Source organism: Bacillus sp. RCC_6_1 (assembly GCF_041360755.1).
Classification (GTDB): domain Bacteria; phylum Bacillota; class Bacilli; order Bacillales; family Bacillaceae_G; genus Bacillus_A; species Bacillus_A cereus.
Genome location: NZ_JBFUPV010000001.1, coordinates 761,864 through 786,718, shown reverse-complemented (window position 1 = coordinate 786,718; position 24,855 = coordinate 761,864). Strand labels below are relative to the sequence as shown.

Below are 24,855 nucleotides of genomic sequence, written 5' to 3'. Positions count from 1 at the left end.
GGGTGAAGTAATGGAAAGTACAGAAAAGAAAGAAGCGTTAATGCGAATAAAAGCAGCTTCGAAAAATGAATTGTATCGAAAGTTATTTGACCAATATGGTACAGATTATTATTACGTTGTCGATGAAAGTGTAAAACGAAATATACCGTTTTTTTGGAAAAAGGATTATGAAATGTTAGTTGCATTTCCAGAAGAAAAACAGGAAGAAGTGAATGAAGGTACAGCTCAATTTCATGAACAATTAATGGATGTTGTGAATGATCCTTCAGAACAAATTGTGAAGGCGAATGGAATTCAATCAGTACTGCACAATTTAGAAAACGTAACGACTTCTATGTCATACGCGGCGATGCAAACAGGAAATAGTGAAGAATGGGCAAGAAAAAAAGAGAAACTATTAAAGCTGTTTGAAAAAGGAATCGTCGTTGTGAAACCGATGAAAGAAACGGAAGTAACGAAAAAGAAAAAAGTTGTGAAACAAGTCGTTCCAGTAAAGAAAGAAGAAGTAGCTCCAAAGAAAGAAAATCAAGAATCTGTACCGTTTATTATTCAAAAAGTAATTCGGATGCTAGAACAAAACGATGTGGAACAATATTTCATTCATGCATATGCTGAAAAGTTAAAAATAAAGTTTGAAAATGCAACGATGATTACGGAAGAAGAAGTTATCAGGTACATATTGGAAGATATGAAATCTCATTTTAATACGGAAAACGTCTTTGAAAAAGAAGTACAAACAATTGCATTAATAGGTCCAACTGGCGTTGGTAAAACGACGACACTTGCGAAAATGGCATGGCAATTTCACGGTAAGAAAAAAACAGTTGGTTTTATAACGACCGATCATTCGCGCATAGGGACAGTGCAGCAATTGCAAGATAACGTAAAGACAATTGGATCTGAAGTAATTGCTGTGCGTGATGAAGCTGCAATGACAAGAGCGCTTACGTATTTTAAAGAAGAAGCACGCGTCGATTATATTTTAATTGATACAGCAGGGAAAAATTATCGTACGTCAGAAACAGTGGAAGAAATGATTGAAACGATGGGACAAGTAGAACCAGATTATATTTGTTTAACGTTATCAGCTTCAATGAAAAGTAAAGATATGATTGAAATTATTACAAACTTTAAAGATATTCATATAGATGGTATTGTGTTTACGAAATTTGATGAAACAGCAAGTAGTGGCGAATTGTTGAAAATTCCAGCAGTATCATCAGCTCCTATTGTATTAATGACAGATGGCCAAGACATAAAGAAAAATATACATATCGCTACAGCTGAACATTTAGCAAAACAAATGTTACAAACATCGTAGAAAAGAGGTGAAGAATAAGGCGCTTGCCTTATTCAAACGAATATGAACGGTCTTTATATAGGTTCTATGGGCATGATGAATTACATGCAGCGCATTAATGTTCATTCGAATAACGTTGCAAATGCTCAAACTACAGGATTTAAAGCAGAAAATATGACGTCTAAAGTATTTGATGTACAAGACACATATCGCCGCGGAGATGGGGCGGTAACAAATATCGGTTCGGTCGATTACGCTGTAGTACCAGCTGCAACGCATGTGAATTTAGTACAAGGAAATATACAAATGACAAATAGCGCTACAGATTTCTTTTTAGATGACGGCGCGGCCGGCACAACATCATTTTTTGTTACTTCTAAAAATGATGAAACGTTTTTAACGAGAGATGGTAGTTTCACATTAAATAGTGATCGATATTTACAAACATCTTCAGGTGCTTATGTTATGGATGTTAATAATGAGCGCATTCGTATTCCTGAAAATGTTGAGTTCTTCGTATCTAATAATGGAGAAATTTATAGAGAAGTTAACGATGGAACTTTGCAAAAACCAGATATTAAGAGAATAGTAATTGCACAATTACAAACAAAAACAGTAGATGCAGAAACGAATGCACGTCTCGTGCAACGTGAAAACAAAAGCTTTACACTAGCAGAAGGAAACATTGCTAATTTACCGAACGGAACAGGAATAGTAAAAAATCATATGCTAGAAAATTCAAATGTAGATATGACGAAAGAGATGGCCGATCTTATGACAGATCAAAAGATGATTCAAGCATCACAGCGTGTTATGACGTCATTTGATAAAATTTATGAAAAAGAAGCGAATGAAATATTGAGATAGTGGACTCCTAATAAAGGAGTCTTTTATTAATTTCAAATTTCAGAATTATCAATTGACTTTACGGAGCTTCTTTTTTATATTAGTAGGTATAACTATAACTACTAAAGAGGTGAGAGTATGGCAACGGCATTATATTTAGAAGATGCATACAAAACGAGTTGCGAAACAGAAGTGATAAGAGTAGAAGGGAATAAAGTATTTGTAAAAGAAACAATTTTTTATCCAACTGGTGGAGGACAGGAATGTGATACGGGTGTCATTGTACAAGATGGGTCTGTATTTGAAGTTGAAAAAGTAAAGAAGGAGCAAGGAGAAATAGTTCACTATATAAAAGATGAGGCGCAAGTAAAGTTAGGTCCAGTTAAATTAGAGATAAATTGGGAAAGACGTTATAATTTAATGCGTCATCACTCTTTACTTCATCTTATCGGAGCTGTTGTTTATGAAAAGTATGGAGCTCTATGCACCGGAAATCAAATTTATCCTGATAAAGCACGTATTGATTTTAATGAGTTACAAGAGTTATCGAGCGTGGAAGTAGAAGAAATTGTTGAGGAAGTGAATAAACTTATTAAGCAAAATAAAGAAATTTCCACTCGTTATATGAGCCGCGAAGAAGCAGAAAATGCTGTAGGAATGATTAAAACAGCAATAAATCTCCTGCCAACTACTATCCAAGAAATCCGCATTGTTACAATTGAAAATTTAGACGAACAAGCTTGTGGAGGCACACATGTGAAAAATACGAGTGAAATAGGAACACTTGTTATTGATAAAGTAAAAAGTAAAGGGAAGCAAAATCGTCGTTTTGAAGTAAGAGCGATTTAGATTGTGAGGGGTTACCGATGGATGAAATTATAAAGGAATTACAAAAGTTGGGATTTTCTCAGTATGAATGTAAAGCGTATATTGGACTACTAAAACATTCCCCAGTAACAGGCTATGAAGTGAGTAAACAAACAGGAGTACCTCGTTCTATGATTTACGAGGTACTCGGTAAGTTAATGGATAAAGGAGCGGTGCATATTGTACCTTCTGAACCAGTTAAATATGTACCAGTACCAGCTACCGAATTAATGAATCGAATGCGAAAAGACTTTGAGAAGTCCTTTGAGTTTTTAGACCAGAAATTAAATGATTTAGAACAAGAAAGACAGATTGATGTAATTTCGCATATTCGTTCAAATGATCGTGTTTTGAAAGAAATATGCAATATAATTAGTAGAGCTAAGGAAGAGTTATGGGTTTCTGTATGGGAAGATCAAGTGCATGAAATTGAGCCATACATTCATCAAAAGGAAGAGGAAGGCGTACATATATTTTCAATCTTATTTGGAGCTCCAGAAACAAAAATAGGAGCGACATTTCACCATAATTATATGACGCCCCACGTTGTTGAAAAGAGAATGGGTGGTCATTTAACTGTTATTGCTCGTGATGGAGAGGAAGTATTAATTGCGAACTTTTCAAATGATAGCACTTCATGGGCCGTTACAACGTATGACCCAGCGCTAGTTCTCGTTGCTACAGAGTATGTGCGGCACGATATTATGGTTGAAGAAATCACAAAGGAATTTGGGGCGGATAAGTTAGATACGTTATGGCGTGAAAATATAGATTTAGTTCATGTCGTAACAGGAAAACGAACTTTAGAAGGAATGGAGGATGATAGAGATGAGTAAAGCTCAGGCACATGTAGCTTTGCAGAGCGATGATACATTTCAGCAAGGAGTAAAAGATTGTTTACCAACTGTATTTGGTTACTTGAGCATCGGTATAGCAGCTGGTGTAATTGCAAAAACAGCTGGTTTCTCCATCATTGAAATTGCGTTTATGTCCACTTTAATTTATGCAGGTTCTGCCCAATTTATATTAGCTGGTATGTATGCAGCCGGTGCTCCTGCTTCCGCAATTATTTTTACTGTATTTTTTGTTAACTTGCGCCACCTTCTTATGAGTGCTGCACTTGCGCCATACTTTATGAAACTGCCTCTATTTAAAAACTTACTAATCGGTTCTCAAATTACAGATGAAACGTTCGGTGTTGCAGTGCAGCATGCAGCGCAAAAAGGATATTTAGGCGAAAGATGGATGATTGGGCTAAATGTAACGGCTTATTTAAACTGGATTCTTGCTACTATTATCGGCGGGCTATTTGGTGAGTGGATACCAGATCCACATACATACGGGATGGATTATGCATTACCAGCAATGTTTATCGGATTATTTGTACTTCAGCTCATAAGTAGTAAACCAAAGCTAGCAATTCATTTAAGTGTTGCAATTGTAGCGATTATTATCGCATACGTTTCACACCTATTTATGCCAGATAGTATAGCGGTTATTATCGCAACCTTACTAGCTGCGACGATTGGAGTGTTGATTGAAAAATGGAAATGAGATTAGATGTATTATTACTTTTACTAGCAGCAGGAGCTGTTACAATCGTGCCACGTATTTTACCTCTACTCGTATTTAGCAAACTACAAATTCCTGACTGGGGTTTAAAATGGTTAAATTACATACCAATTGCGATATTAGCAGCGCTTTTAGCACAAGTTTTATTTATGCATGAAACGATGCAGTGGGATTATCTTATTGCAGCAATTCCAACATTTCTTGTAGCGATATATACTCGTAGTTTATTAGGTACAGTATTAACGGGAGTGATTGTGATTATTTTGTTACGTTTCCTTTTCTAAAAAGGATTACACTCATATCATAGCGAAAAGTGTAATAACATGAAAAATATAGGGGTGGTGTTATGATACTTTTAACGATAGGAGCAATTTTGTTAACGTTATTTATTTTCTTTATTATCGGTTTCGTTACGTTTATGATGTTTGTTGATAAGGCGACACCTCAAATATATTATACACCTTGTGAATCAGTGACAGTGAAAACTAAAGGTAAACATAGAAGGAAGAAAAGTTGAACGTTAGCTTTTCTTCCTTCTTCTATTACATCCCCGAAAGAACTAACAACAATAATCCAAATAAAAAACTAGTCAAGGAAAGAAAACCGATACATATGGAGAATACACGATTATTTCCCCATTCACGCCAGAAAGTTATAAAACCTAAAATACAAAGGAAAAACCAAATGGGTAAGAATATGAACTCACTAACTTTCTCGGGGAGTAGCGAATAAAAAGTTGTTACATATAAGATCCAATTAGTAAAAAATAAAATGCAAACGATAATAGATTGTAAGTAGGGGCGGTTGAAAAATCCTCCTTTTTTTACGGTTATAAAAATGATAGTTAGCGCTGAGATAAAGGCAATGAGTATGAAAACAAGTAAGAGTAATGTCAGCGTCATTTGAGTCTCCTTCATAAGCTTGTTTTTATCCTGCATTAACGGGCAGTAAGACCCCCGCCTCAAAATTCAGCGTAAGAAAAGAGGTTATGTGGGGGATGAACAACCCCCACTGATTAAAGTTTCACTTTACAAGAAATGAATCTATTAAATTGTATGCTTGTTTTGTAGAGTGCTCGTTATATTTTTCAGTGTACGGATTTAGAAATCCATGTTCACCGTGTAGTTGTTTTATTTCTAATAAAGGGTTATTCTGTTGCTGCAATGTTTGAATGAAAGAGGATACTGAAAAACTAGCTTCTTTTTCAGGGAATATAAGTAATGTAGCGCATGTAGGCTTTATGTGAACATAGTCGCGTATACGAGAACCGTAACATCCGATAATAAAATTTATTTTCGGATTGTTACTACATAGCCATGAGATGGTAGCTCCAACACTAAAGCCGATAAGTCCAATATGTGTATAACTACTAGAAAGATGAGAAATGAATTCTTCAATTTGCTTTTTTCCATCATCAAATCCAATATGATTTACAAAATGTTCATATGCCTTTTCTTCATCACGATAATGAAATGCATGTTGTAAGTGTAGAAGATTAGGACAGAATACGTCTATATGAGATGAAGTAAAGTGCTGGGTAACGTGATGCATATGGTCGTTCACACCATATATTTCATGAACAATAACGAGAGCTAATTTTTCCTTCATAGTTATATTGTGCCTCTTTGAAACTTAAATTCTTTCTCAACAAGACAAATACGCAGGTGGAAGTTTTCATACCATTGCTCACGACCTCTTTTTTTCGCTTCTTTATGTAAGGTGTTCTTTTTCCAATTTTCAATCGCATCAAGTGATTCCCAATAAGAAATTGTTATTCCGAGTCCAGAATTACCTCTTGCACTTTCTACACCTAAAAATCCAGGTTGTTGCTTTGCAAGTTTCTCCATTTCTTCGGCAACGGTATTATAGTCTGTTGTATCATTTGATAAATTAGAAGTGAATATAACTGCATAATAAGGCTTGTTTTTTTCTAAAGTAGATGCCATTATTTTTCCTCCTTAATGTATAGTACGAATAATTAATCCATAGTTTGTATTTTAGCAGGTCACAAAAAGAAAAGAAGTAGAAAATTCTTATTTTTTCAGCTCATGTAAAATAAAGGGTTGAAGAAATTTATAATAAGTAATCTGAAAGAAGAAAAATGCCACTTCAAAAGAGAAGTGGCATTTCTTATATTTCCTCTAAGCTATTAACTGGAACAGTTAATTCGCGTCCTGGGTTTTTTACTTCATATATGCGGGCGGTTTCATTGCTTTCATCGACGTGTTGAATCATAACAGGCATGCCTTGAAAATTGACATTGGCTTGTTCTGCTGACATAGAAAGCTCTCTTGCACGTTGTATATTCATTTATATTCCTCCCATCATTATTATCTTTGCTAAAAAAGAGGAATAATATACCATTTAGAGACATTCTTAAAGTTTTTGTATTATTTGTAATGTTTCTTTAATAAATGAAGTGAAGATGGAATCAGGATAGCTATCTATTGCTTGAACGGCTTCTTTTGCCTCTTTTAAGGCAGATTTTTTATCTTGAAGTTCTATATAGCAAAGGGTACGATAAGACCCAGCTGTTAATACCCACGATTGATCAAGTGGATGACTCATATAATCTGGTATGGTAGCGTGTTTTAATATTGCCAAAGCTTCCTTATAACGTTTTAAGCCATACAAAGATTTTCCTTTTTCAAGATAATATAATCCATCGTCTTGAAAGATTGGTTCATCTTTTAGTTTTTCTCGAAATTGTTCTAGATGTTTTAATGCGATTGTATATTCATTAGTAATTGTGTTGTAATAGTATGCTTTTAAAATATCAATAATTGCGATGGATAGAATATCTTCTGTAAAAATGGCAAATTGCTCAGATTTTTTTATGTAATATAAATATTGTTCTTTATCAGCTGTAATGACTTTTTGGTAAGATAAAATCCGGTAAAATTCATCTGTTTTATAATACACTTGATGCTTTTTTGAAAATGCAAGTGCATCTAAAATGACTTTTTCACATTTTTCATAATTGCCGTATGCGAGTAAAATAATGGCTTCTTTTAAGTATAGTTGTATATGTGTAATCAGATCCATTTCTAAATTCTTTGCTTTATATTCATCACGAATTGTAGCAATCATCTGTAAACATTCTTTATATTTTTTACGTTTGAAGAGCATATAGTAAAACAGTAGTTTCGTTTCAGTGCTTTCTCGATATAAAGTATATTTTTCAAATATAGAAACAGCAGTTTCAACGTAATATTCAATATGATAATCGTTCATAATAACTGCTCCTGTTAGGAACTGTTTATATAAGCGAGCTGTATTTAAAGTAGAAGGTAGCTCTGTTTGAACGATAGGTAGTAAAGTCTTGTATACTTCATCGCATTTATTTGCTTTTATTAATGGCTCCATTTTTTGAATGAGTTCTACAATTTCTCCTTCATCTTCTTCTAATAAAAAGCTCATTTCACATTCAAGTTTTTCAGCAATATATTGTAATGTTTTCATAGAAGGTGTAGCTTTTCCATTTTCAATTTGACTAAGCATACTTTTTGTCAGTTCCGAACCTACCAGCTCTGTTTGTGTAAGTTTTTTTTCTTTTCTTAATGTTTTAATTTTTTCGCCGAGAGTTGCCATATTACTGCTCCTTTATATTTAAAAAGTTAAATTATATTTAACTTTATGTTGTGGAAATCGGAAAATTGATTATATAATAAGTTTAACACAATTTAACTTTTAAGGGGAGAGAGTCAAAAATGGGAGATATAAGTATAGGACAACATGATTCAAGAATGAAGATTGCAACGAGAAACATCATTTTAATGATGATTGGAAAAATGACGTCTTTATTAGGCGCAGGTATTTATACGTTCGCAATGGGGTTATACGTATTAAAGACTACTGGTTCAGGGATGGGGTTTGCAACTACGCTTATTTGCGGATCACTTCCAAGGATGATCTGTGGTCCAATTGCTGGTGCTGTAGCAGATCGCGTCAATCGAAAATGGCTTGTCATTGGTACTGATTTATTAAGTAGTTTAACGATGCTTAGTATGTTTATTCTTGCTACTATATTTGGACCATCACTTCTTTTTATTTATATTTCAGCAGCATTATTATCAATTTGTGCAAGTTTTTATTCCGTTGCATTAACTTCGTCTATTCCGAGTTTAGTAGATGAAGGACGTATTCAAAAAGCGAGTGCTTTAAATCAAACGGCGGCTTCTTTATCAAATATTTTAGGGCCGATTATTGGCGGAGTTGTATTTGGTTTCTTTTCAATTCAGTCGTTCTTTTTGTTGAATAGCATTACATTCTTTTTAGCGGTTATTTTGCAATTATTTATTGTATTTGATTTATATAAAAAAGAAGTGGCTGAGAGTAAAGAGCATTTCTTGACGAGTATAAAAGAAGGTTTTTCATATATAAAACGAAAACATGAAATATATGGTTTAATGAAAATAGCATTGTGGGTAAACTTTTTTGCGTGTGGTCTAACCGTTGCACTTCCATACATTATCGTACATACATTACATTTATCTTCAAAGCAACTTGGTACTGTAGAGGGAATGTTAGCAGTCGGGATGTTAATTGGTGCGATTGCTTTATCGGTGCGTAAAGAAGTGAATAATCCGTTTCGTTCAATTTATACTGGACTGTTTTTGTTTGCAGGTTTAAGTTTATGTACAGTCTTTCCGTTGTTAGTTACCATTCCAAAAGTAGCAAGTTTTATTTACTATATTGCTTTTATGATGTTAACTGGTATAGCAATTATGATTGTAAACATTCCAATGCAAGTACATATGCAAAAAACGACAGATCCGAACTACCTAGGGCGTGTGTTTGGCCTACTTGAAACAATTGCGACTGCAATCGCACCACTTGGTATGATTGTATATGGACTACTATTAGATATGTTGCCAACTAGCATTGTTATGATGACATTAGGCGTAGGTTTATTGTTAGTTGTATTAGTTGGAGTAAAGCAACATATGGCGAAAAAACAACTAGATGTGTCCGCTTAAAAATAATAAAAATTTGACTTATCATTATAAAAATGACTAAATTAGTATTTTAGTTTTTGAAACTCTTTTTCATGTATGTTAAAGTAAAGTGAGCTTGCAAAGAAAAGGAGACAACAGCATGAAAAAATTAAGTTTTGTTATGCTTTTTCTATTAGTCGTAATGGCTGGATGTAGCAATTATGACACATATATTGAAACAGGTATGCAATCATTGAAAGATGAAAAGTATAGTGATGCAACAATGTGGTTCGAAAAAGCAGAAAAAGAGAAATCAGGAAATGAAGCGAAATCATATAAAGAAGTTGCTGAGAAAATGGATCATGGAGCAACAGCATTAAAAGACGGTAAGTATTTAGAAGCGAAAGACATTGCAAATGAAGTGTTACAAAAGAAAAAAGATGATGAACTTGAAAAAGCTGTAACATCAAATGCAGAGAATATGCTTCAAAAAGCAAAAGATGTGGAAGAGAAAGTAAATGAAAGAGTGGCAAAGCGTAGAAAGGTAGAAGAAGAAGGAATCGATAAAATTATTAAAGCTGTCGATAGTATAGATGAAGTGAAAGAAAAAGAGAAGAAAGTATCAGAAGCATTAGATAAGGCTGAAGAGGCGCAAGCAAAAATTGAGGCAAAGAAAAATAAATAGATTTATAGTTTAAAAGGCTGTCGTGCATAACGACAGCCTTTTAATTTTTTGTTGCAAATGAAGTGATGCTCTGTAGTAAAAAAGAAATGATTTTAGAATTCCATCTGTCCTCATGATGAATCGTATAAATATTACGCTGAAATTCAAATTCAGGGATTGGTATATAGCATAGCTCATTTCGTTGTATTTCTTGTTCGATAGCAAGTTTAGAAATCAAGGCAATTCCATTACCATATTTTAAAATTTGTTTCATCGTTTCTAATGAATCTAATTCAATTTCTGATTGGAATGTAATGTTGTGCGCTAACGTCCATTGTGTAAGTAAATCTCTCGTTGTAGATGGGTTACGATGCAATAGTATGCGTTCCTTTTCTATATTTTGTAACGATACATTGTCTTTTTTTGAAAAATGATGTTCTTTGGAAAAGGCAAGAACAAGTGTATCGGGCATTATATTCGTTTGTTTTAAAAGTGGTTCATCAAATGGAGCAGCGGAAATTATCCCAAGATCGATTTCGTGATTTTGTAGCATCATTCGAATTTCAGGGGCTGTTTTCACTAGTAGCGTTATTTTTATATTGGGAAATTCACATTGAAATTGATGAACGACTGCTGGCAAAAGATAAGTCGCTGGTACATAACTAGCGCCGATTGTTATAGCACCTTTATGAAAATCTTTAAACTCTTGCGTGACACGTCTAGCTTCTTTCATAAGTGCATCTATTTTACAAGCATAATGGTGCAAAGCCTCACCAGCCTCTGTTAAGAAATACCTTCCAGAACGTAATTCGAATAAAGACACACCGAGTTCTTCTTCTAAGCTTTTTATATGAAAAGTAATAGTTGGTTGTTTAACGCCAAGTTTTTCTGCAACGATTGTAAGCTTTTTGTATTTCTTAATAAGTACTACAATTTCTAATTTTAAGAGATTCATTATGAATTGCCGCCTTTTTTATTTTAACTATAGAAAAAATCTATAGAAATAAATAGTTTATTAGAAGTTTTTTAATTTAATCTTTACAGTACATTAACATTAAGTATAAATCTTCCATATAGAATGAAAGCAGGTTAAGAATGAGGGGAGAGAGGTGAGACGATGGATATTAAAATTAATGGATTAGAAAAAACATTTGGAAAAACACAAGCGTTAAAGCCGTTGCAGATTGTAATGAAACAAGGGGAATTCACTACACTTTTAGGACCTTCGGGATGTGGGAAAACGACTTTACTTAGAATGATAGCAGGACTTGAAGAACCGGATAAGGGAGAAATATATTTTGGAGACCAGTGCATGTATTCTGCTACAAAAAAGATAAAGACATCTCCTCATGAACGGAATATCGGTATGGTATTTCAAGATTTTGCTTTATGGCCGCACATGACTGTTTTTGAAAATGTTGCATTTGGTTTAAGAGCTACAAAGCAAACGAATCATTTACGAGAAAAAGTAGAAGATGCAATAAAGCGAGTTCGCCTGCAAGGTATGGAGAAAAGGTATCCACACGAACTTTCTGGTGGACAGCAACAACGTGTCGCATTCGCTAGAGCAATTGTAACAAAACCTCATTTTATTTTGTTTGACGAACCGCTAAGTGCGCTCGATGCAATTTTGCGAGAAGAAATGAGAATAGAGCTTATGGATATCGTTCATTCCATTGGTTTAACTGCACTGTATGTCACTCACGACCAAACAGAAGCAATGTCAATGTCAGACCAAATTATTGTTATGAAACAAGGAGCAGTATTACAAAAAGGAACACCCGAAGATATTTATGTGAAACCGTCTCATGAATTTGTTGCCAAATTTGTTGGTAAGGCGAATTGGCTTGTAGAGGGGGAAAAAATGATTCGTCCAGAGCATGTGAGTTGGACAAAAAATGATGTGTGCGAAATGTATACAGGTGAAATTCAGCACGTTACATACGTAGGAGAGCGTTATGAAGTGAAAGTAAATATGGGGACTTTAGGCATCTGGACAGCCTATCACAATAGTAAGCTAAGCATCGGGAAACCAGTATTGTTATATGTACCCAAAAAATGTATTCATCATATAGGGGGAGAATCGTATGAAGAAATTCAGTTCGCTTAAGTCTTTATTTGTATGTACTTTACTATTTTCTACTGTAGTAACAGGTTGTAGTTCAAAGACAGGTAATGCAGATGCAAAAAGTAAAAATACGAATGAAAAGAAAATTGTTGTATATAGTGCAGGGCCAAAAGGGTTAGCAGAAAAAATTCAAAAAGACTTTGAAAAGAAAACTGGTATAAAGGTGGAAATGTTTCAAGGGACAACTGGTAAAATTTTAGCGAGAATGGAAGCTGAAAAGAAAAATCCAGTCGTTGACGTTGTCGTACTCGCTTCCTTACCAGCGATGGAAGGATTAAAGAAAGAGGGTCAAACGTTAGCTTATAAAGAGGCGAAACAAGCTGATAAGCTGCGTTCTGAATGGTCAGATGATAAAGGCCATTATTTCGGGTATAGTGCTTCAGCATTAGGGATTGTGTACAATACAAAAAATGTGAAGACGGCGCCTGAAGATTGGAGCGATATAACGAAAGGAGAATGGAAAGGGAAAGTGAATCTTCCAGATCCAGCACTTTCAGGTTCAGCTTTAGACTTTGTAACAGGATACGTGAAAAAGCATGGACAAGATGGATGGAATTTATTTGAGCAGCTTAAGAAAAATGAAGTTACAGTAGCAGGAGCAAACCAGGAAGCGTTAGACCCAGTTGTAACAGGTGCGAAAGATATGGTCATTGCGGGTGTTGATTATATGACGTATAGCGCAAAAGCAAAGGGTGAACCTGTTGATATTGTATATCCAAAAAGCGGAACAGTTATTAGTCCGCGTGCAGCGGGGATTATGAAGGGTAGTAAAAATGTTGAAGGTGCAAAAGAGTTTATTGATTATTTATTATCCGATGATGTACAAAAACAAGTTTCTAAAGCGTATTTATTGCCTGGTAGAACAGATATAAAAGCTGAAAATAGACCAAATATAGAAGAGATTCCAGTATTAAATATTGATTGGAAAACAGTTGAGAAAGAGCAAGATGAAATAGGAAAACAATTTAAGAAAGTATTTCAATAAGATGGTGATTCCATGGTAAATCGATTCGTATCAGTAAGACAAGTTGGAATGACGGTAGCATTATTACTTGTGGCGATGTTAATCGTCATTCCACTTTTTCTTATTTTATTTTCTAGTGTATATGAAAATAGCAGTTGGAATTTTTTAAAGCCTTTTGAAGTGATGCAGAGTGGTGGATTAGCTGGGATTTTTCTAAATTCGATGCTTCTAGGTGCACTCGTTGTAATAGGTGCTACAATATTTGCATTTCCATTGGCATTTATTATGAGCAAAACAGATGTAGGAAAGTATAGTAAGTTAGATATTGTTTTTATGATTCCATTTATGACACCGCCGTATATTGGATCGATGGGCTGGATTTTGTTCATGCAACCTAACGGCTATTTTGAACAATTTTTCCCGATGCTAAAGACAGTTTCATCATCGTTTTTTAGTTTAGGAGGTATGGTATTAATTATGAGTCTGCATTTATTCCCATTCCTTTATTTCATGCTGAAAAACACGTTACTTCAGATTGGGAGTAGTAAAGAAGAAGCTGCAGCAGTTCATGGCGGAAGTTTTTTCTATCGCTTAAGAAAAATAATATTGCCGTTATTAGTATCAAGTTATGTAATGGGTGCTTTACTCATTTTCGTAAAGACGATTGCTGAATTTGGAACACCGGCTACATTCGGACGTAGAATAGGATTCCACGTGTTAACATCAGAAATTCATAAATTTATTTCGAGTTGGCCAATTGATTTCAGTAGTGCAACAGCATTATCTTCTTTATTACTTAGTGCTTGTATGCTCATTTGGTATATGCAAAATGTATTGAATCGAAAGTATTCATATGCAATGGTTAGTGGAAAAGGTGTGAAATCTAAAAGATATACTTTGTCTATATTTACGCGCGTTGTAGCATGGATGTATGTAATTGGTTTATTAATCGTATCAATTGGAATTCCATACTTTTCTATACTTATTGCTTCTTTTTCAAAATTAAGAGGCGGCGGTTTACATGTAAATAACTTTACAATAAGTCATTATGAGGCATTGTTTACAATGGGGTCTCCGGGATTAGAGGCTTTATGGAATAGTTTTCTTTTTTCACTCGTAACAGCGATTATTGCGGTAATGATTGGAGTCTTTTTGGCACTTATGATTCGAAAGGGGAAAAAAACCTCTGAAAAATGGCTTGATATGTGCGGTATGTTACCGAATATGGTACCAGGAATCGTTATGGTTGTAGGTCTTATTCTATTTTGGAATTCACCATATATGCCTATGTCAATTTATAATACACCAATCATGGTTATCGTAACGTATGTTGTTCTGTTTTTACCTTACACGGTGCAATATGTAAAATCATCACTCGGACAAATTGATGATTCTCTCGTGCAGGCAGGAAGTATTTTTTCTGGAAATTATATTTATATTTTTAGAAAAATAATATTGCCTCTTATTATCCCAGGCATTCTTGCCGGATGGGCGATGACATTTACAATTTCAATAAGAGAGTTAGTAGCATCACTTCTCGTATTACCTCCATCAGTAGAAACGTCAGCAACGTTTATTTTTGCTCAATTTGAACAGGGTGAAGTATCTATAGGAATGGCGATGGCCGTTGTTTCTGTTGGACTTACAACAATGTGCTTATTACTGCTGCAACATATGGAGCAAAAGCGAAAAGGGGTAGCATGATGAGAGTGGAAGTATGGGGAGGAGCAGGAGAATACGGTCGCTCCTGCTATTTTGTAAAAAATAAAGAGACGAAAATAGTATTTGATTGTGGTATTAATCGATCTTATGAGAATGGTTATCCAAAAATAGAGAGAGAAGCTGTTCCATTTTTAGATGCGGTATTTTTATCACATATTCATGAAGATCATACGATGGGTTTACCTTTATTAGCGAAGTATGGCTATAAGAAAAAAATTTGGACGACTCGTTATACGAAGGAGCAACTGCCGTTATATTATGAAAAATGGAGAAACTATAATGTGATGCAAGGATGGAATTTACCTTATAGCGACCAACATATAAAAGATTTAAATTATGTATGTATTGATGAGATTAGCAATCCAAATGAATGGTTACAAATTACTCCTACATTGCGGTTTCAGTGGGGGTATAGTGGGCATGTATTAGGAGCTGTTTGGTTTTTAGTTGATATGTGTAATACATACGTATTTTATTCAGGCGACTATTCAGCAGAGTCTAATATACTACGAGCTAATTTACCTGAGAAATTGGGCCACAATATAAAAGTTGCAATTGTAGATGCCGCTTATCACACAGATGATGTTTCGCAAAATGAAAGATTAGACGACCTATGTGCAGAAATTGAACGAGTTATGCAAAATGAAGGAATAGCATTATTACCGCTGCCACAACTTGGTAGGGCGCAAGATATAGTATTGTATTTATATGAACGATATAAAGAATTTCCGCTTATAGTAGATAAAGAAATTTTGGCTGGATTTGAAGAGATGTTCATATATAAAGGTTGGATAAAAAATAATGAAGAACTTAAATGGATTATGGAGAGTTTAAAAAGAAACATAATAGTTATGGATAATGACATTAGTATGCAAAATAGTTACGGAATAGTTGTAATGAGTGATGCGAATATGCAAACGAAACGAGCACAGTTATACTATGAACAACTTCGGAATGAAAAACGGAATGCCGTTATTTTTACTGGGCATATTGCGAAAGGGAGTTTTGCAGAAAAAGTTATGAAAGAACATGTAAGGAGTACATGTAGGGTGAAGCGAGTTCCGTATAAAGTTCACCAAAGTATAAGAGACGTTAAAGAGATGTTAAATACATTATTACCAGAACATACGGTGTTAGTGCACGCTTTGAAAGAGGATACGGATCGATTACAACAAAAGCTAAGTACAGCAGGGTATGAAAATGTATATTCACTTGCAATGGAACGTATAGAAGTCATTTGAAATGTAAAGGGGATAGGTATATGAAAAAAGTATTTGTATTCGTCAGCATTTTCTTTTGTTGTTTCCTTTATAACGTTAAGGAAGGGTTTGCAGCTAGTCCAATGAAACCTAGTTTTGAAGTAAAGTTATTATTGAAGCCAGAACAAGTATTAGGTGATAACAAAGAGATGAAGCAAGAGGTGCTAGAACATTTCCAGGCTGGTACAAAATATGAAAGAATACAAGTGCAATTTTTAGATACTGCGAATAAAAGTTTAAGCGAGGAAGGTTGGTTTGCTAGAATTCGAAAGAAAGAATTTAGTAAAGATTTTGAATTAACATATAAAAAAAGATATCCTACTCCAAATGGTGTAATTCAAGATGCACTAGAAGTAGCTAAAAAAGAAGGATTCGATAGTAATACGGATAGTTATGAGGCGGAAATAGATTGGGGATTTGAGAAGAAAACATTAAGCATTTCAAATAAGAAAAGTTACAGCGCTAAAGGATATGGGATACTTGATTTACCAAATGAACAAGCTGCTCAAAACATGTTAATAGAAAAATTACCAGGGAAAATGAACAAATGGTTGTATACAAATTGGGGAGAGGAAATGTTAAAGAATTCCCGTATTTACGGTCCTGTATTAATGAAACGATATACAGGAGAGTTTGAAAACATAAAAGCAAATATTGAAATTTGGCCATTAAGTAATACCGGAAAATTAGAAGATGACTTCGTAATAGAAGTGTCATTTAAAACAAATGAAGAAAGTATTGCGACAAAGCAAAGGGAATTATTAATGGCGAGTTTAGAGAAAAAAGGCTGGTTGTTACCGAAAGATAGTTTGAAGACAGAGCTTATTTTTCAGTAAATGAGAAAAAAGGAATCCATATTTCGTGGATTCCTTTTTCCAATATATGAGTATTAAGCTAAGTCAGCTGACACGAACATATCACTATTTTGAAGGTTTTTAGAGCGTAAACTATAAGCAACTACCTTCTTTTTATATTGTTTTACAACATCAACATGCTCCTCGTGACTATAAATATAAAATGTAAAATTCTTTTTGCCACGTTTTGCATTGATAATTAAAGGCGTACCCTCATTGTGTGGTGGTGCATAATAGCGATCTAAAAATAAACCTTCGTTAAAATCATGAATAATTTTTGATTTCTGTTCGCCTTCTACGTTATTTCCATGAATTGTAATAGTCACATTCTCTTCTTCAAGTTTTGGATGTGTTTCGTACTTGCTAATAATGGATTCAATAACAGTGTTAGGAAGGCTAGAAACGATAATTTTAAATGCTCCAAATACAACTAACATTACAATAAACCAAGTCGTCATAGTATATCATCCCCTTTATTCTATTTAATAATATAACTCATATGGTAATAGTACATATGGTGAAGTTTTGTATAATTTGTGAAAAATATGCCATTTTCACGAACGAAATGTTAGAAAAATCAATTTTGTTACAAAAAGTTGAAATCGAAGTATTTTAAAAGAAAAAGGTTTATAATAAAAATATAACTAATAACCACATTACTAATTATAAGGAAGTGTAACTATGAGTACTGTAGCAATCGTATATGGTATTATTCTTTCCACAATTATTGTTTTGTTTTTCGTTGGGGTTTCACGTTATATTCATAAATGGAAAGAAGGCGTTGCGAAATTAAATCACATTGAAGAAGAACTTAGTGATTTAATGTTACATCATGGTAAGTAAACATTTTTTTTAACTAAACAATGTGAAGAATATCACAAAACGTGCTTTCCTAATGAAGGCATGTTTTTTGTTGTTTAAGAAAAGAAATGTTTTTGTATAAATAATCTAATTATTACTTAAAAAGGGAAATTTATTTAGTATAATATATAATATGTTTATTTTAGGGGGAGTATCATGAGGGGATTAAAAGTTGTTGGAATTATAGCTGGAATTACTATAGTAGGCTGTATAGCTTTCTTTTCAGTGAAGGAATATGTCAATTCCAAAGAAGACTCTAATTATGTGCTAAATTACATAAAAGAACATAAGGATGATAAAACAACTTCTTTAATTGTTAAAAGAAATGGTGAAACATTGACATCAATAAATGAAAAAGAAAAATTACCGCTAGCAAGTATGTCGAAAATCGTTATAGCAATTGAATATGCTAAGCAAGTAGCTGAAGGAAAAATAAGAAAAGACGAGAAAATTTCATTGAAAGAATTAGAAAAATACTATGTGAAAAATACTGATGGTGGTGCACACCCTGCATGGCTAGATGATGTAAAAGGTAAAGAGTTAGTGAAGGGTGGTCAAACTTCTTTAGAAGAAGTAGTGAAAGGAATGATCCATTATAGTTCGAATGCGAATGCATCATATTTATTGGACAAGCTTGGAGCAGCGCGGATAAATGAAAGTTTGAAAGAGTTAGGCTTAAATAGTCACGATGAATTTTATCCAACGTATACAGGGGCATTATATATGAGGGGCTATGTTGAAAAAGAACTGCATATTCCTCAAAATAAAGCATTGGACAAGCTACGTAATATGTCTAATGATGAATATGTTAAGCATGTATGGCAAATACATGAATGGATGAAAGACGAGAAAGAATGGACAAAACGCGAGATATCGTTAAAAGCCGATATGGATTTTCAGCGTATTTGGTCAGATCGGTTTATAGGTGCAAATGCTAAGGATTACATGAGTTTATTGGAAAAGATAAATAGCAGAAATTATTTTACACCACAAATGCAAGGTGAGGTTGAGAATATATTTAAAGGAACCGTAGGAGAGGGTATATTCGAATTTGCTGGACAGAAAGGTGGTTCTACGGCATTTGTATTAACAAATAGTTTCTATGGTACTGATAAAAAAGGGGATAAGATTGAGATTGTCTTTATGATGAACAATTTGAGTGAAAAAGCATTTGAAAAACTTCTAAGTAATATGGATTACTTTATTCGAGATATTGTCATAAGTGAGGAATTCAGAAATAAATTATAATGAAATAATTTTATTATGTAAACAAAGGGGCACTTATGAAAAGTGCTCTTTTGTAATACAGGATTTTCCAATCTTATTATTGAATATAGATGGAAAATAAGAAAGGAGGTTGAAAAATGACAACAATATATTTCGTTCGCCATGCCCATTCTACATATACAAAAGAAGAACGGGAACGATCTTTATCTGAAAAAGGGCACTGTGATGCAGAAAATGTAACGCATTTATTAAAAGATAAACATATTAATGTTGTTATTTCTAGTCCTTACAAAAGAGCAATCCAAACTGTACAAGGAATTGCGAATACATATAAATTATCAATACAAACTGAAGAAGATTTGCGTGAAAGATTATTGAGCACAGAGCCAGTATCAAATTTTAATGATGCTATGCAGAATGTGTGGAAAGATTGGAGTTTTGCATACGAAGGCGGAGAATCGAATGCTGTAGCACAAAAGCGCGCTGTAATATGTATACAAAATATATTAAAAAAATATGAAGGTAAGAATATTGTAATAGGTACGCATGGAAATATTATGGTATTACTAATGAATTATTTTAATTCGAAATATGATTTGGAGCTTTGGAAAACACTTCATATGCCTGATGTGTATAAATTAATTTTTGATAAAAATCGTTTCATTTCTGCTGAAAGAATAGAGAAAACAGGTCATCGGTTAAATATTTTGTAAAAGTTTATCAAAAAAAGAGGAAAGAGAGAAGTTATTGTAGAAGTATGACTTTGTAACATAAAAATTATATGTTAAAGGAGGCTGTTTACATGTTTGAGAAAGAGAAAGAAGGGCTTATTGAAGTTCACAACGTATATGAAATTGCACCAGCAGATGGAACAATTATTGGTATGGCAACAGAAGAAGAAATGGAAATTGCTGCTGAACTAGAGCTGCAGTACTATGCCCATTCTCGTTTGCTAGAAGCAAATATTCAGTTAGACGGTTCCTCCTATAAAGAGTTACTTCAGGAGTTCCAGGAGTACGAAAGAAAATCAATGAGCTTTTGGCGAGCAATACATAAGCGTTTAGCTGTGCCATGGGCATGGGTATTACGTATTGATGTTGCGAATGGCCCTATTTATGTAAGTAATGGGAATGCTTATTACGAAGAAATCGATGATGAAGAAGATTATGAATAGATAAGTAAGGAAGCAACTTTAGTTGCTTCCTTTTTTTATTTATAGAGATTGAACAGCCCCAATAATAATATCAGGCCGATCAATTTCGATTCCGTGACCAGCATGTTCGGCAAGTATATATTGGCTATGTATTGAGAGTTGTAATTGTTCATGGATCAGTTCTTGCCACATTGCTTCAAGTTGTGTTGCTTCCTCTTTTGGCATGCCACCATTAGTCAATTGAGTAATAGAATATTGAGGATCTCTACCGATAACGATTAATGGTATTTCTAATGTTTTACATAGCTCTTTTAGTGAGAGAGCACAGTTTTTCCACTCCGATAGTTCAGAAGCTGTCGCTTTATATAATGAAGGCGAGGTAGAGAATCCAATTTGCTGTTTTGATTGATCGGTGAGAATAGGTTTTAGTTCATTATAAAGTGTGTCTACATCCATTTTGGAGTATGTATTATATTTTTCAAGCCACATATCATCCGAGTCAGTTTGATCAGAAATTGGTAAATGAAGTTCATCTAAACGGTGTAAGTTCATCGAAGTAGAATCAACTAAAATAAGTGCTTGCAGCTTATCTTCATGTAACATCGCAAAATGTTGTGCACATAATCCTCCATAGGAATGACCGATTAGAATAAATGGCTCTTGAATAGCTAGTTTGTTTAGTAACATATGCAGCTCTTTTGTAACTTGCCTTATTGTACGTGGTTGATTTCCTAGCTCACTTTTCCCGTAACCTGGGCGATGGTATGAAACGACTGTAAAGTGCTGTGAAAGCTTTTTTATAATAGGAAGCCAATCATAAAATGAGCAACTCATTCCGGTTTGAATGACTACAGTTTGTTTACCACCTCCTTTTATATGTACTTCTATATTTTGCCCCATTATTTCTACAAATTTATGAATGTTAATTCCCCCTAAGCTTGAAATAATTTTTGAAAAGCAAAAACGATACACCAAACACCCATACCGAGTAGGACAGATGTACTAAGTGTAAATGAATTTTTTAAACCAATATAGACGATAAATAATAGTAGTGCTGATGCGGGGAATCCATATAATACTCCTAAAGCAAATTGACTCAATTCTTGTTTATTCCCGCCTTCGAATGAAATCCAAAATAGACTAAGTAAACTTACGAGAGGAAGAGCAGCAATAAAGCCACCTATCGTACTATAATGTTTGGCGACTTCAGTGATAACGCCGATAATAAGTGCCGAAACGATTACTTTAACGAGGAAATGCATATTTTGCCTCCTTCGCTAATAACGAAAATGCTTTTTCAATTAATTGTAGTTCTTCTTTTGATAACTGTGATTCTAATATTTTTATCTTTTCTTTATCTAGTAAAGTATGTTTTTCTAATACTTCAATTCCTTCAATTGTTAATGTAAGGTTTACCACTCTTTCATCTTTTTTATTTCTCTCTTTAACGATGAAACCCTTTTGAATAAGGCGCTTTATATGTTCAGATGCTGTGTTATGAGAAAGGCTAAGCTCAGTAGCGACTTTTCCAATTGTTATATCTTTCTCACGAGAAACGATTTGTAAAATACGAATTGCTTGGTGGGAAAGGTTGTCCTCGTATTCGTATCGTAAGTGATAATAAATGCTCTCCCAATGTTGATTAATGTTGTTCATAATAATAAATCCCCTTTTTTATATCGTATAGTAAGATATATTCGTCATTTTAGAAATAAAATCCTTTTATTTGGATAAAAAATGTTGAAAAAGTTTATTTTTATTGAAATATAAGGTAATCTATGTGTAAAGGTATAGATTTAGCAAGAGAGAGGATGATAGCTGTGAATACATTCAAATGGATGAGTCATGAACAGATGTATGTAGATGAAATACATGTTGAAAAATGTGGTCCTCTTTCAGTCGGCGTATATGGGGGAAATCAAGAAAGTGATGCATATGAACGAGGAGATGCGGTACTTGCTTGGTGGGACCCTGAATTACAATTTGAATTTGTTATGATTTTTGATACACACCACAAAACAAACAATATTGATTATATAATAGAAGCGATTTCAGAAAGAAAAGAGAAATTAAAAGAGTTATTTTCCTATCCAATACATTTAGCTTTTCATCATACACATATGTACTTATTAGCGTTATTTACAGATGAGTTATTTATTAAAAAGTGTGATCAAGATGATGAGGAACTCGCTTGCTTAATTTGTTTACGAAAAGGCGAATTTTTATATTGGTTATCAGTTGGTGATTGTTTCGCGTATTTATTCCATTCTGAGAAAACGAAAAATGGAAAAGGACGATTAAATAAACGGAAAAATTACGAATATATTGGCAGGAAAAATATTTTTGCAGCAAATACACCTTGCTTTACGTCAGGTGTAAGGGGATTAGAAAAAGGAATGAATCACATTGTAATGGCAACAGATGGTATTTTAGGGTGTGACAAACGAAGGTTTGATGATGATCAATCTTTAGTAGAAATATTACATGACGGGAATAGCTTACAGATTGAGCCAGTATTAACAAATGTACTGCAGTGGAAAGGTAGAGACTGTGCCACGATTATTGGATGGTCTATTGATACTGATAATAAACAATGTGCTAATTAATATAAAAGGAGTTCAAGGCTTTTATCCTTGAACTCCTTTTTGTTAAGCAATATGGATGTGATATGTTTTCAACCATTCATTTACTTGTAGCATATACTCCATGGCACTTCTTGCTTCAAAATTGTTAATCACTTTATTACTTTGATCAGCAATTGAAAGTAAGATGGAATGGTTAATAAGTGAGAAAATAGGGTTGTTTTTATTGTTACACATATCAAGTGTTAAATTACGGATTGTTTGTAAGTAGTGTGGATCTTGTGAAGTTGGATAAGCGCTTTTTCTTCTATTGCGTACATCGTCAGGTAAAGCTGGTTGTAGTGCTCTACGTAAAATGCCTTTTTCAATATTATCAATACTTTTTATGTTGAAAGGAACATTCCATAAATATTCAACTAATCTATAATCGCAAAACGGTACACGAACTTCAAATCCAACAGCCATACTCATACGATCTTTACGGTCAAGTAAGAAAGGAAGGAATCTTGTTAAAAATAAATAAAACATTTGACGTTGTTTCGCGGATTTTTTACTTTCGCCTTCAAGAGTAGGTACTTCAAGTATCGCTTCTTGGAATCGTGTATCAATATAGTCTTCTAGATTACATTGGTTACTTACTTCATTTAGTAGAAGAGGAGATGTATTTTTCCAATTTGTTAGCCAAGGAAACTTATCTACATATAGTAGTTCTTCTTGATGAAACCAAGGATATCCACCGAATACTTCATCAGCCGATTCGCCGGATAAAGCTACGGTCGCATCTTTTTTCATTTCGCAAAATAGTAAATATAGTGAAGTTTCCATTTCACCAGCACTCGGTAAATCTTTTGCATGAAGGGGAACGAATAAGTGATTTGCTAATTCTTCAGCATTCACAATGATATCATGATGCGCTGTCCCGACATGTTCAGAAACGCGTTTTACCCAAGGAGCGTCTAAACCAGTGCGAGCAAATGTCAGTTCGAAATCTTTTGCGCTATTTACAAAGTCAACAGAATACGTATGAAGTGTTTTATTTTCAGCAGCAAATTCTTTACCCGCAAGTGCAGTAATACCGCTAGAGTCTAATCCGCCTGATAACATACAAACGAGAGGAACATCGGCAATTAATTGTCTTTTTACTGTATCTTGTAAAATAGATAAAATATGCGAAGATGTATCTTCTATAGAGTCTGTATGGAACTTACTTTCTAAATTCCAATACTTAGTAACTACTTTTTTATGACGTGTAAATGTTATAGAATGTCCAGCACGTACTTCTTGAATATGTTTAAAGACGCCACATCCTGGAGTGCGAAATAAGCCTAATCCAAATATTTCATTTATTCCATTCGCATCAATTTCAGCAGGGACAGATGGATGCGCTAATAATGCTTTAATTTCAGAGCCGAAAATAATACTGCCATTTCTTTCTGTAAAAAAGAGTGGTTTTACACCTAAATGATCTCGTGCTAAAAACAATTGTTGCTTCTGATCATCCCATAAGGCAAAAGCGAAAATTCCGTTTAAATGTCGTACGCAGTCTTCTTTCCATTCTAAATAAGCATGTAGTAATACTTCTGTATCTGAATGGGTTTCAAATGCATGCCCACATTTTTGAAGCTGCTCTCTCAGTTCACGGAAATTATAAATTTCTCCATTATAAGTAAGAGCATACGTATAATCACCAGCACGAAATGTCTTAGGCTGTGTCCCGCCTTCTGGATCAATTACAATTAAACGCCGGTGTGCAAAGGCCGCATGAGGTGAAAACCAAAATCCTTCAGCATCCGGACCACGATGCTCAATACTATTTGCCATCTTTTTTAAAATAACATGTTGATTTGAAAGGTCTTCTTTCCAATCTACCCAACCTGTAATTCCACACATACACATCTCATCTCCTAATTTTTAAAATA

31 protein-coding genes are annotated in these 24,855 nt (G+C 34.0%); 20 read left to right on the top strand and 11 right to left on the bottom strand.

The window, feature by feature from the left end; all coding sequences use genetic code 11:
* Positions 1-10: 10 nt before the first annotated feature.
* The 7 genes from flhF (at position 11) to AB6801_RS03830 (ending at position 5,102) form a co-directional block, all read left to right on the top strand.
* Complete coding sequence (flhF, locus tag AB6801_RS03860) at positions 11-1,321, top strand: flagellar biosynthesis GTPase FlhF (protein WP_000446169.1); 1,311 nt, start codon at positions 11-13, stop codon at positions 1,319-1,321.
* 42 nt (positions 1,322-1,363) lie between these two features.
* A complete protein-coding gene (locus AB6801_RS03855; protein WP_001013939.1) occupies positions 1,364-2,167 on the top strand; it encodes a flagellar basal-body rod protein FlgG in 804 nt (267 codons plus the stop codon).
* Between the two features lie 117 nt (positions 2,168-2,284).
* Positions 2,285-2,995, top strand: coding sequence for an alanyl-tRNA editing protein (locus tag AB6801_RS03850; protein WP_097999137.1), 711 nt, complete (start codon positions 2,285-2,287; stop codon positions 2,993-2,995).
* Between the two features lie 17 nt (positions 2,996-3,012).
* On the top strand, positions 3,013-3,849 hold the full coding sequence (locus tag AB6801_RS03845) for a TrmB family transcriptional regulator (RefSeq protein ID WP_097999138.1): 837 nt from the start codon (positions 3,013-3,015) through the stop codon (positions 3,847-3,849).
* Positions 3,842-4,567: an AzlC family ABC transporter permease gene (locus AB6801_RS03840; protein ID WP_000030474.1), complete on the top strand. Its 726-nt coding sequence runs from the start codon at positions 3,842-3,844 to the stop codon at positions 4,565-4,567. The genes AB6801_RS03845 and AB6801_RS03840 overlap by 8 nt, the downstream gene beginning before the upstream one ends.
* Entirely contained in the window at positions 4,558-4,869 is a 312-nt protein-coding gene (locus AB6801_RS03835; protein WP_000425938.1) for an AzlD domain-containing protein, read from the top strand. Before AB6801_RS03840 ends, AB6801_RS03835 begins: the two co-directional genes overlap by 10 nt.
* Positions 4,870-4,931: 62 nt before the next feature.
* Positions 4,932-5,102: a DUF3951 domain-containing protein gene (locus tag AB6801_RS03830; RefSeq protein WP_000602244.1), complete on the top strand. Its 171-nt coding sequence runs from the start codon at positions 4,932-4,934 to the stop codon at positions 5,100-5,102.
* A gap of 25 nt (positions 5,103-5,127) precedes the next feature.
* On the opposite strand, the gene AB6801_RS03825 is transcribed toward AB6801_RS03830, so the two are convergent.
* From AB6801_RS03825 to AB6801_RS03805, 5 genes are all read right to left on the bottom strand, one after another.
* A complete protein-coding gene (locus AB6801_RS03825) occupies positions 5,128-5,487 on the bottom strand; it encodes a hypothetical protein (RefSeq protein WP_002100887.1) in 360 nt (119 codons plus the stop codon).
* A 121-nt stretch (positions 5,488-5,608) separates the two neighbouring features.
* Entirely contained in the window at positions 5,609-6,193 is a 585-nt protein-coding gene (locus AB6801_RS03820) for a dienelactone hydrolase family protein (RefSeq protein WP_000660115.1), read from the bottom strand.
* Positions 6,194-6,195: 2 nt separating this feature from the next.
* Positions 6,196-6,531, bottom strand: coding sequence for an antibiotic biosynthesis monooxygenase family protein (locus AB6801_RS03815; RefSeq protein ID WP_000168852.1), 336 nt, complete (start codon positions 6,529-6,531; stop codon positions 6,196-6,198).
* Positions 6,532-6,715: 184 nt separating this feature from the next.
* The gene (locus tag AB6801_RS03810) at positions 6,716-6,895 is read right to left on the bottom strand and encodes an H-type small acid-soluble spore protein (protein WP_097999139.1); all 180 of its coding nucleotides are present in this window, start codon (positions 6,893-6,895) and stop codon (positions 6,716-6,718) included.
* 66 nt (positions 6,896-6,961) lie between these two features.
* Positions 6,962-8,176 carry a helix-turn-helix domain-containing protein gene (locus AB6801_RS03805; protein ID WP_370941033.1) on the bottom strand — a complete coding sequence of 405 codons (1,215 nt, stop codon included), beginning with the start codon at positions 8,174-8,176 and terminating at the stop codon, positions 6,962-6,964.
* Between the two features lie 119 nt (positions 8,177-8,295).
* Between AB6801_RS03805 and AB6801_RS03800 the strand changes: the two genes are divergently transcribed.
* Entirely contained in the window at positions 8,296-9,564 is a 1,269-nt protein-coding gene (locus AB6801_RS03800; protein WP_097999140.1) for an MFS transporter, read from the top strand.
* Between the two features lie 118 nt (positions 9,565-9,682).
* Complete coding sequence (locus AB6801_RS03795; protein WP_000736437.1) at positions 9,683-10,207, top strand: COG3014 family protein; 525 nt, start codon at positions 9,683-9,685, stop codon at positions 10,205-10,207.
* A 40-nt stretch (positions 10,208-10,247) separates the two neighbouring features.
* Here the strand turns inward: AB6801_RS03795 and AB6801_RS03790 are convergent, their stop codons facing one another.
* Positions 10,248-11,141: a LysR family transcriptional regulator gene (locus AB6801_RS03790; RefSeq protein ID WP_001050594.1), complete on the bottom strand. Its 894-nt coding sequence runs from the start codon at positions 11,139-11,141 to the stop codon at positions 10,248-10,250.
* Between the two features lie 162 nt (positions 11,142-11,303).
* Between AB6801_RS03790 and AB6801_RS03785 the strand changes: the two genes are divergently transcribed.
* Genes AB6801_RS03785 through AB6801_RS03765 form a run of 5 tightly spaced genes read left to right on the top strand, consistent with a single transcriptional unit; the run spans position 11,304 to position 17,095 of the window.
* A complete protein-coding gene (locus tag AB6801_RS03785; RefSeq protein WP_097999141.1) occupies positions 11,304-12,296 on the top strand; it encodes an ABC transporter ATP-binding protein in 993 nt (330 codons plus the stop codon).
* Entirely contained in the window at positions 12,274-13,299 is a 1,026-nt protein-coding gene (locus AB6801_RS03780; protein WP_097999142.1) for an ABC transporter substrate-binding protein, read from the top strand. The genes AB6801_RS03785 and AB6801_RS03780 overlap by 23 nt, the downstream gene beginning before the upstream one ends.
* Positions 13,300-13,311: 12 nt before the next feature.
* Entirely contained in the window at positions 13,312-14,982 is a 1,671-nt protein-coding gene (locus AB6801_RS03775) for an ABC transporter permease (protein ID WP_097999143.1), read from the top strand.
* The gene (locus AB6801_RS03770; RefSeq protein ID WP_033667064.1) at positions 14,979-16,241 is read left to right on the top strand and encodes an MBL fold metallo-hydrolase; all 1,263 of its coding nucleotides are present in this window, start codon (positions 14,979-14,981) and stop codon (positions 16,239-16,241) included. The genes AB6801_RS03775 and AB6801_RS03770 overlap by 4 nt, the downstream gene beginning before the upstream one ends.
* A 20-nt stretch (positions 16,242-16,261) precedes the next feature.
* Positions 16,262-17,095 carry a hypothetical protein gene (locus AB6801_RS03765; protein ID WP_097999144.1) on the top strand — a complete coding sequence of 278 codons (834 nt, stop codon included), beginning with the start codon at positions 16,262-16,264 and terminating at the stop codon, positions 17,093-17,095.
* A gap of 53 nt (positions 17,096-17,148) precedes the next feature.
* Here AB6801_RS03765 and AB6801_RS03760 read toward each other — a convergent pair whose 3' ends face one another.
* Positions 17,149-17,571 carry a YfmQ family protein gene (locus tag AB6801_RS03760; protein ID WP_000214592.1) on the bottom strand — a complete coding sequence of 141 codons (423 nt, stop codon included), beginning with the start codon at positions 17,569-17,571 and terminating at the stop codon, positions 17,149-17,151.
* Positions 17,572-17,612: 41 nt separating this feature from the next.
* Here AB6801_RS03760 and AB6801_RS03755 point away from each other — a divergent pair, with 41 nt between their 5' ends.
* From AB6801_RS03755 to AB6801_RS03735, 5 genes are all read left to right on the top strand, one after another.
* Positions 17,613-17,729 carry a hypothetical protein gene (locus tag AB6801_RS03755; protein WP_001987133.1) on the top strand — a complete coding sequence of 39 codons (117 nt, stop codon included), beginning with the start codon at positions 17,613-17,615 and terminating at the stop codon, positions 17,727-17,729.
* Positions 17,730-17,794: 65 nt separating this feature from the next.
* Positions 17,795-17,956, top strand: a complete 162-nt coding sequence (locus AB6801_RS03750; protein ID WP_000108701.1) for a hypothetical protein — start codon at positions 17,795-17,797, stop codon at positions 17,954-17,956.
* Between the two features lie 174 nt (positions 17,957-18,130).
* A complete protein-coding gene (locus tag AB6801_RS03745; protein WP_046945481.1) occupies positions 18,131-19,222 on the top strand; it encodes a serine hydrolase in 1,092 nt (363 codons plus the stop codon).
* Between the two features lie 116 nt (positions 19,223-19,338).
* Positions 19,339-19,914, top strand: coding sequence for a histidine phosphatase family protein (locus AB6801_RS03740; protein ID WP_097999145.1), 576 nt, complete (start codon positions 19,339-19,341; stop codon positions 19,912-19,914).
* A gap of 89 nt (positions 19,915-20,003) precedes the next feature.
* A complete protein-coding gene (locus tag AB6801_RS03735) occupies positions 20,004-20,375 on the top strand; it encodes a hypothetical protein (protein WP_000461766.1) in 372 nt (123 codons plus the stop codon).
* A 39-nt stretch (positions 20,376-20,414) separates the two neighbouring features.
* Here AB6801_RS03735 and AB6801_RS03730 read toward each other — a convergent pair whose 3' ends face one another.
* Genes AB6801_RS03730 through AB6801_RS03720 form a run of 3 tightly spaced genes read right to left on the bottom strand, consistent with a single transcriptional unit; the run spans position 20,415 to position 22,010 of the window.
* Positions 20,415-21,326: an alpha/beta fold hydrolase gene (locus AB6801_RS03730; protein WP_114159456.1), complete on the bottom strand. Its 912-nt coding sequence runs from the start codon at positions 21,324-21,326 to the stop codon at positions 20,415-20,417.
* Positions 21,287-21,616, bottom strand: a complete 330-nt coding sequence (locus tag AB6801_RS03725) for a DUF3147 family protein (RefSeq protein ID WP_000545642.1) — start codon at positions 21,614-21,616, stop codon at positions 21,287-21,289. Before AB6801_RS03725 ends, AB6801_RS03730 begins: the two co-directional genes overlap by 40 nt.
* A complete protein-coding gene (locus AB6801_RS03720) occupies positions 21,600-22,010 on the bottom strand; it encodes a MarR family winged helix-turn-helix transcriptional regulator (protein ID WP_001059784.1) in 411 nt (136 codons plus the stop codon). The genes AB6801_RS03725 and AB6801_RS03720 overlap by 17 nt, the downstream gene beginning before the upstream one ends.
* Before the next feature lie 122 nt (positions 22,011-22,132).
* Here AB6801_RS03720 and AB6801_RS03715 point away from each other — a divergent pair, with 122 nt between their 5' ends.
* Positions 22,133-22,960, top strand: coding sequence for a PP2C family serine/threonine-protein phosphatase (locus AB6801_RS03715; RefSeq protein WP_370941032.1), 828 nt, complete (start codon positions 22,133-22,135; stop codon positions 22,958-22,960).
* Between the two features lie 42 nt (positions 22,961-23,002).
* On the opposite strand, the gene asnB is transcribed toward AB6801_RS03715, so the two are convergent.
* Positions 23,003-24,826: an asparagine synthase (glutamine-hydrolyzing) gene (gene asnB / locus AB6801_RS03710; protein ID WP_000333936.1), complete on the bottom strand. Its 1,824-nt coding sequence runs from the start codon at positions 24,824-24,826 to the stop codon at positions 23,003-23,005.
* Positions 24,827-24,855: the final 29 nt, after the last annotated feature.

Excerpts from the sequence above, each read along its gene's own strand:
- AB6801_RS03840 (WP_000030474.1), top strand. The coding sequence starts at position 3,842 with ATGAGTAAAGCTCAGGCACATGTAGCTTTGCAGAGCGATGATACATTT.
- AB6801_RS03805 (WP_370941033.1), bottom strand. The coding sequence starts at position 8,176 with ATGGCAACTCTCGGCGAAAAAATTAAAACATTAAGAAAAGAAAAAAAA.
- AB6801_RS03725 (WP_000545642.1), bottom strand. The coding sequence starts at position 21,616 with ATGCATTTCCTCGTTAAAGTAATCGTTTCGGCACTTATTATCGGCGTT.
- flhF (WP_000446169.1), top strand. The coding sequence starts at position 11 with ATGGAAAGTACAGAAAAGAAAGAAGCGTTAATGCGAATAAAAGCAGCT.
- AB6801_RS03715 (WP_370941032.1), top strand. The coding sequence starts at position 22,133 with ATGTGTAAAGGTATAGATTTAGCAAGAGAGAGGATGATAGCTGTGAAT.
- AB6801_RS03850 (WP_097999137.1), top strand. The coding sequence starts at position 2,285 with ATGGCAACGGCATTATATTTAGAAGATGCATACAAAACGAGTTGCGAA.
- AB6801_RS03720 (WP_001059784.1), bottom strand. The coding sequence starts at position 22,010 with ATGAACAACATTAATCAACATTGGGAGAGCATTTATTATCACTTACGA.
- AB6801_RS03750 (WP_000108701.1), top strand. The coding sequence starts at position 17,795 with ATGAGTACTGTAGCAATCGTATATGGTATTATTCTTTCCACAATTATT.
- AB6801_RS03800 (WP_097999140.1), top strand. The coding sequence starts at position 8,296 with ATGGGAGATATAAGTATAGGACAACATGATTCAAGAATGAAGATTGCA.
- AB6801_RS03735 (WP_000461766.1), top strand. The coding sequence starts at position 20,004 with ATGTTTGAGAAAGAGAAAGAAGGGCTTATTGAAGTTCACAACGTATAT.
- AB6801_RS03785 (WP_097999141.1), top strand. The coding sequence starts at position 11,304 with ATGGATATTAAAATTAATGGATTAGAAAAAACATTTGGAAAAACACAA.
- AB6801_RS03855 (WP_001013939.1), top strand. The coding sequence starts at position 1,364 with ATGAACGGTCTTTATATAGGTTCTATGGGCATGATGAATTACATGCAG.
- AB6801_RS03780 (WP_097999142.1), top strand. The coding sequence starts at position 12,274 with ATGAAGAAATTCAGTTCGCTTAAGTCTTTATTTGTATGTACTTTACTA.
- AB6801_RS03845 (WP_097999138.1), top strand. The coding sequence starts at position 3,013 with ATGGATGAAATTATAAAGGAATTACAAAAGTTGGGATTTTCTCAGTAT.
- AB6801_RS03815 (WP_000168852.1), bottom strand. The coding sequence starts at position 6,531 with ATGGCATCTACTTTAGAAAAAAACAAGCCTTATTATGCAGTTATATTC.
- AB6801_RS03825 (WP_002100887.1), bottom strand. The coding sequence starts at position 5,487 with ATGACGCTGACATTACTCTTACTTGTTTTCATACTCATTGCCTTTATC.
- AB6801_RS03760 (WP_000214592.1), bottom strand. The coding sequence starts at position 17,571 with ATGACGACTTGGTTTATTGTAATGTTAGTTGTATTTGGAGCATTTAAA.
- AB6801_RS03820 (WP_000660115.1), bottom strand. The coding sequence starts at position 6,193 with ATGAAGGAAAAATTAGCTCTCGTTATTGTTCATGAAATATATGGTGTG.
- AB6801_RS03835 (WP_000425938.1), top strand. The coding sequence starts at position 4,558 with ATGGAAATGAGATTAGATGTATTATTACTTTTACTAGCAGCAGGAGCT.
- AB6801_RS03755 (WP_001987133.1), top strand. The coding sequence starts at position 17,613 with ATGGTAATAGTACATATGGTGAAGTTTTGTATAATTTGTGAAAAATAT.
- AB6801_RS03775 (WP_097999143.1), top strand. The coding sequence starts at position 13,312 with ATGGTAAATCGATTCGTATCAGTAAGACAAGTTGGAATGACGGTAGCA.
- AB6801_RS03790 (WP_001050594.1), bottom strand. The coding sequence starts at position 11,141 with ATGAATCTCTTAAAATTAGAAATTGTAGTACTTATTAAGAAATACAAA.
- AB6801_RS03770 (WP_033667064.1), top strand. The coding sequence starts at position 14,979 with ATGATGAGAGTGGAAGTATGGGGAGGAGCAGGAGAATACGGTCGCTCC.
- asnB (WP_000333936.1), bottom strand. The coding sequence starts at position 24,826 with ATGTGTGGAATTACAGGTTGGGTAGATTGGAAAGAAGACCTTTCAAAT.
- AB6801_RS03745 (WP_046945481.1), top strand. The coding sequence starts at position 18,131 with ATGAGGGGATTAAAAGTTGTTGGAATTATAGCTGGAATTACTATAGTA.
- AB6801_RS03795 (WP_000736437.1), top strand. The coding sequence starts at position 9,683 with ATGAAAAAATTAAGTTTTGTTATGCTTTTTCTATTAGTCGTAATGGCT.
- AB6801_RS03740 (WP_097999145.1), top strand. The coding sequence starts at position 19,339 with ATGACAACAATATATTTCGTTCGCCATGCCCATTCTACATATACAAAA.
- AB6801_RS03830 (WP_000602244.1), top strand. The coding sequence starts at position 4,932 with ATGATACTTTTAACGATAGGAGCAATTTTGTTAACGTTATTTATTTTC.
- AB6801_RS03810 (WP_097999139.1), bottom strand. The coding sequence starts at position 6,895 with ATGAATATACAACGTGCAAGAGAGCTTTCTATGTCAGCAGAACAAGCC.
- AB6801_RS03765 (WP_097999144.1), top strand. The coding sequence starts at position 16,262 with ATGAAAAAAGTATTTGTATTCGTCAGCATTTTCTTTTGTTGTTTCCTT.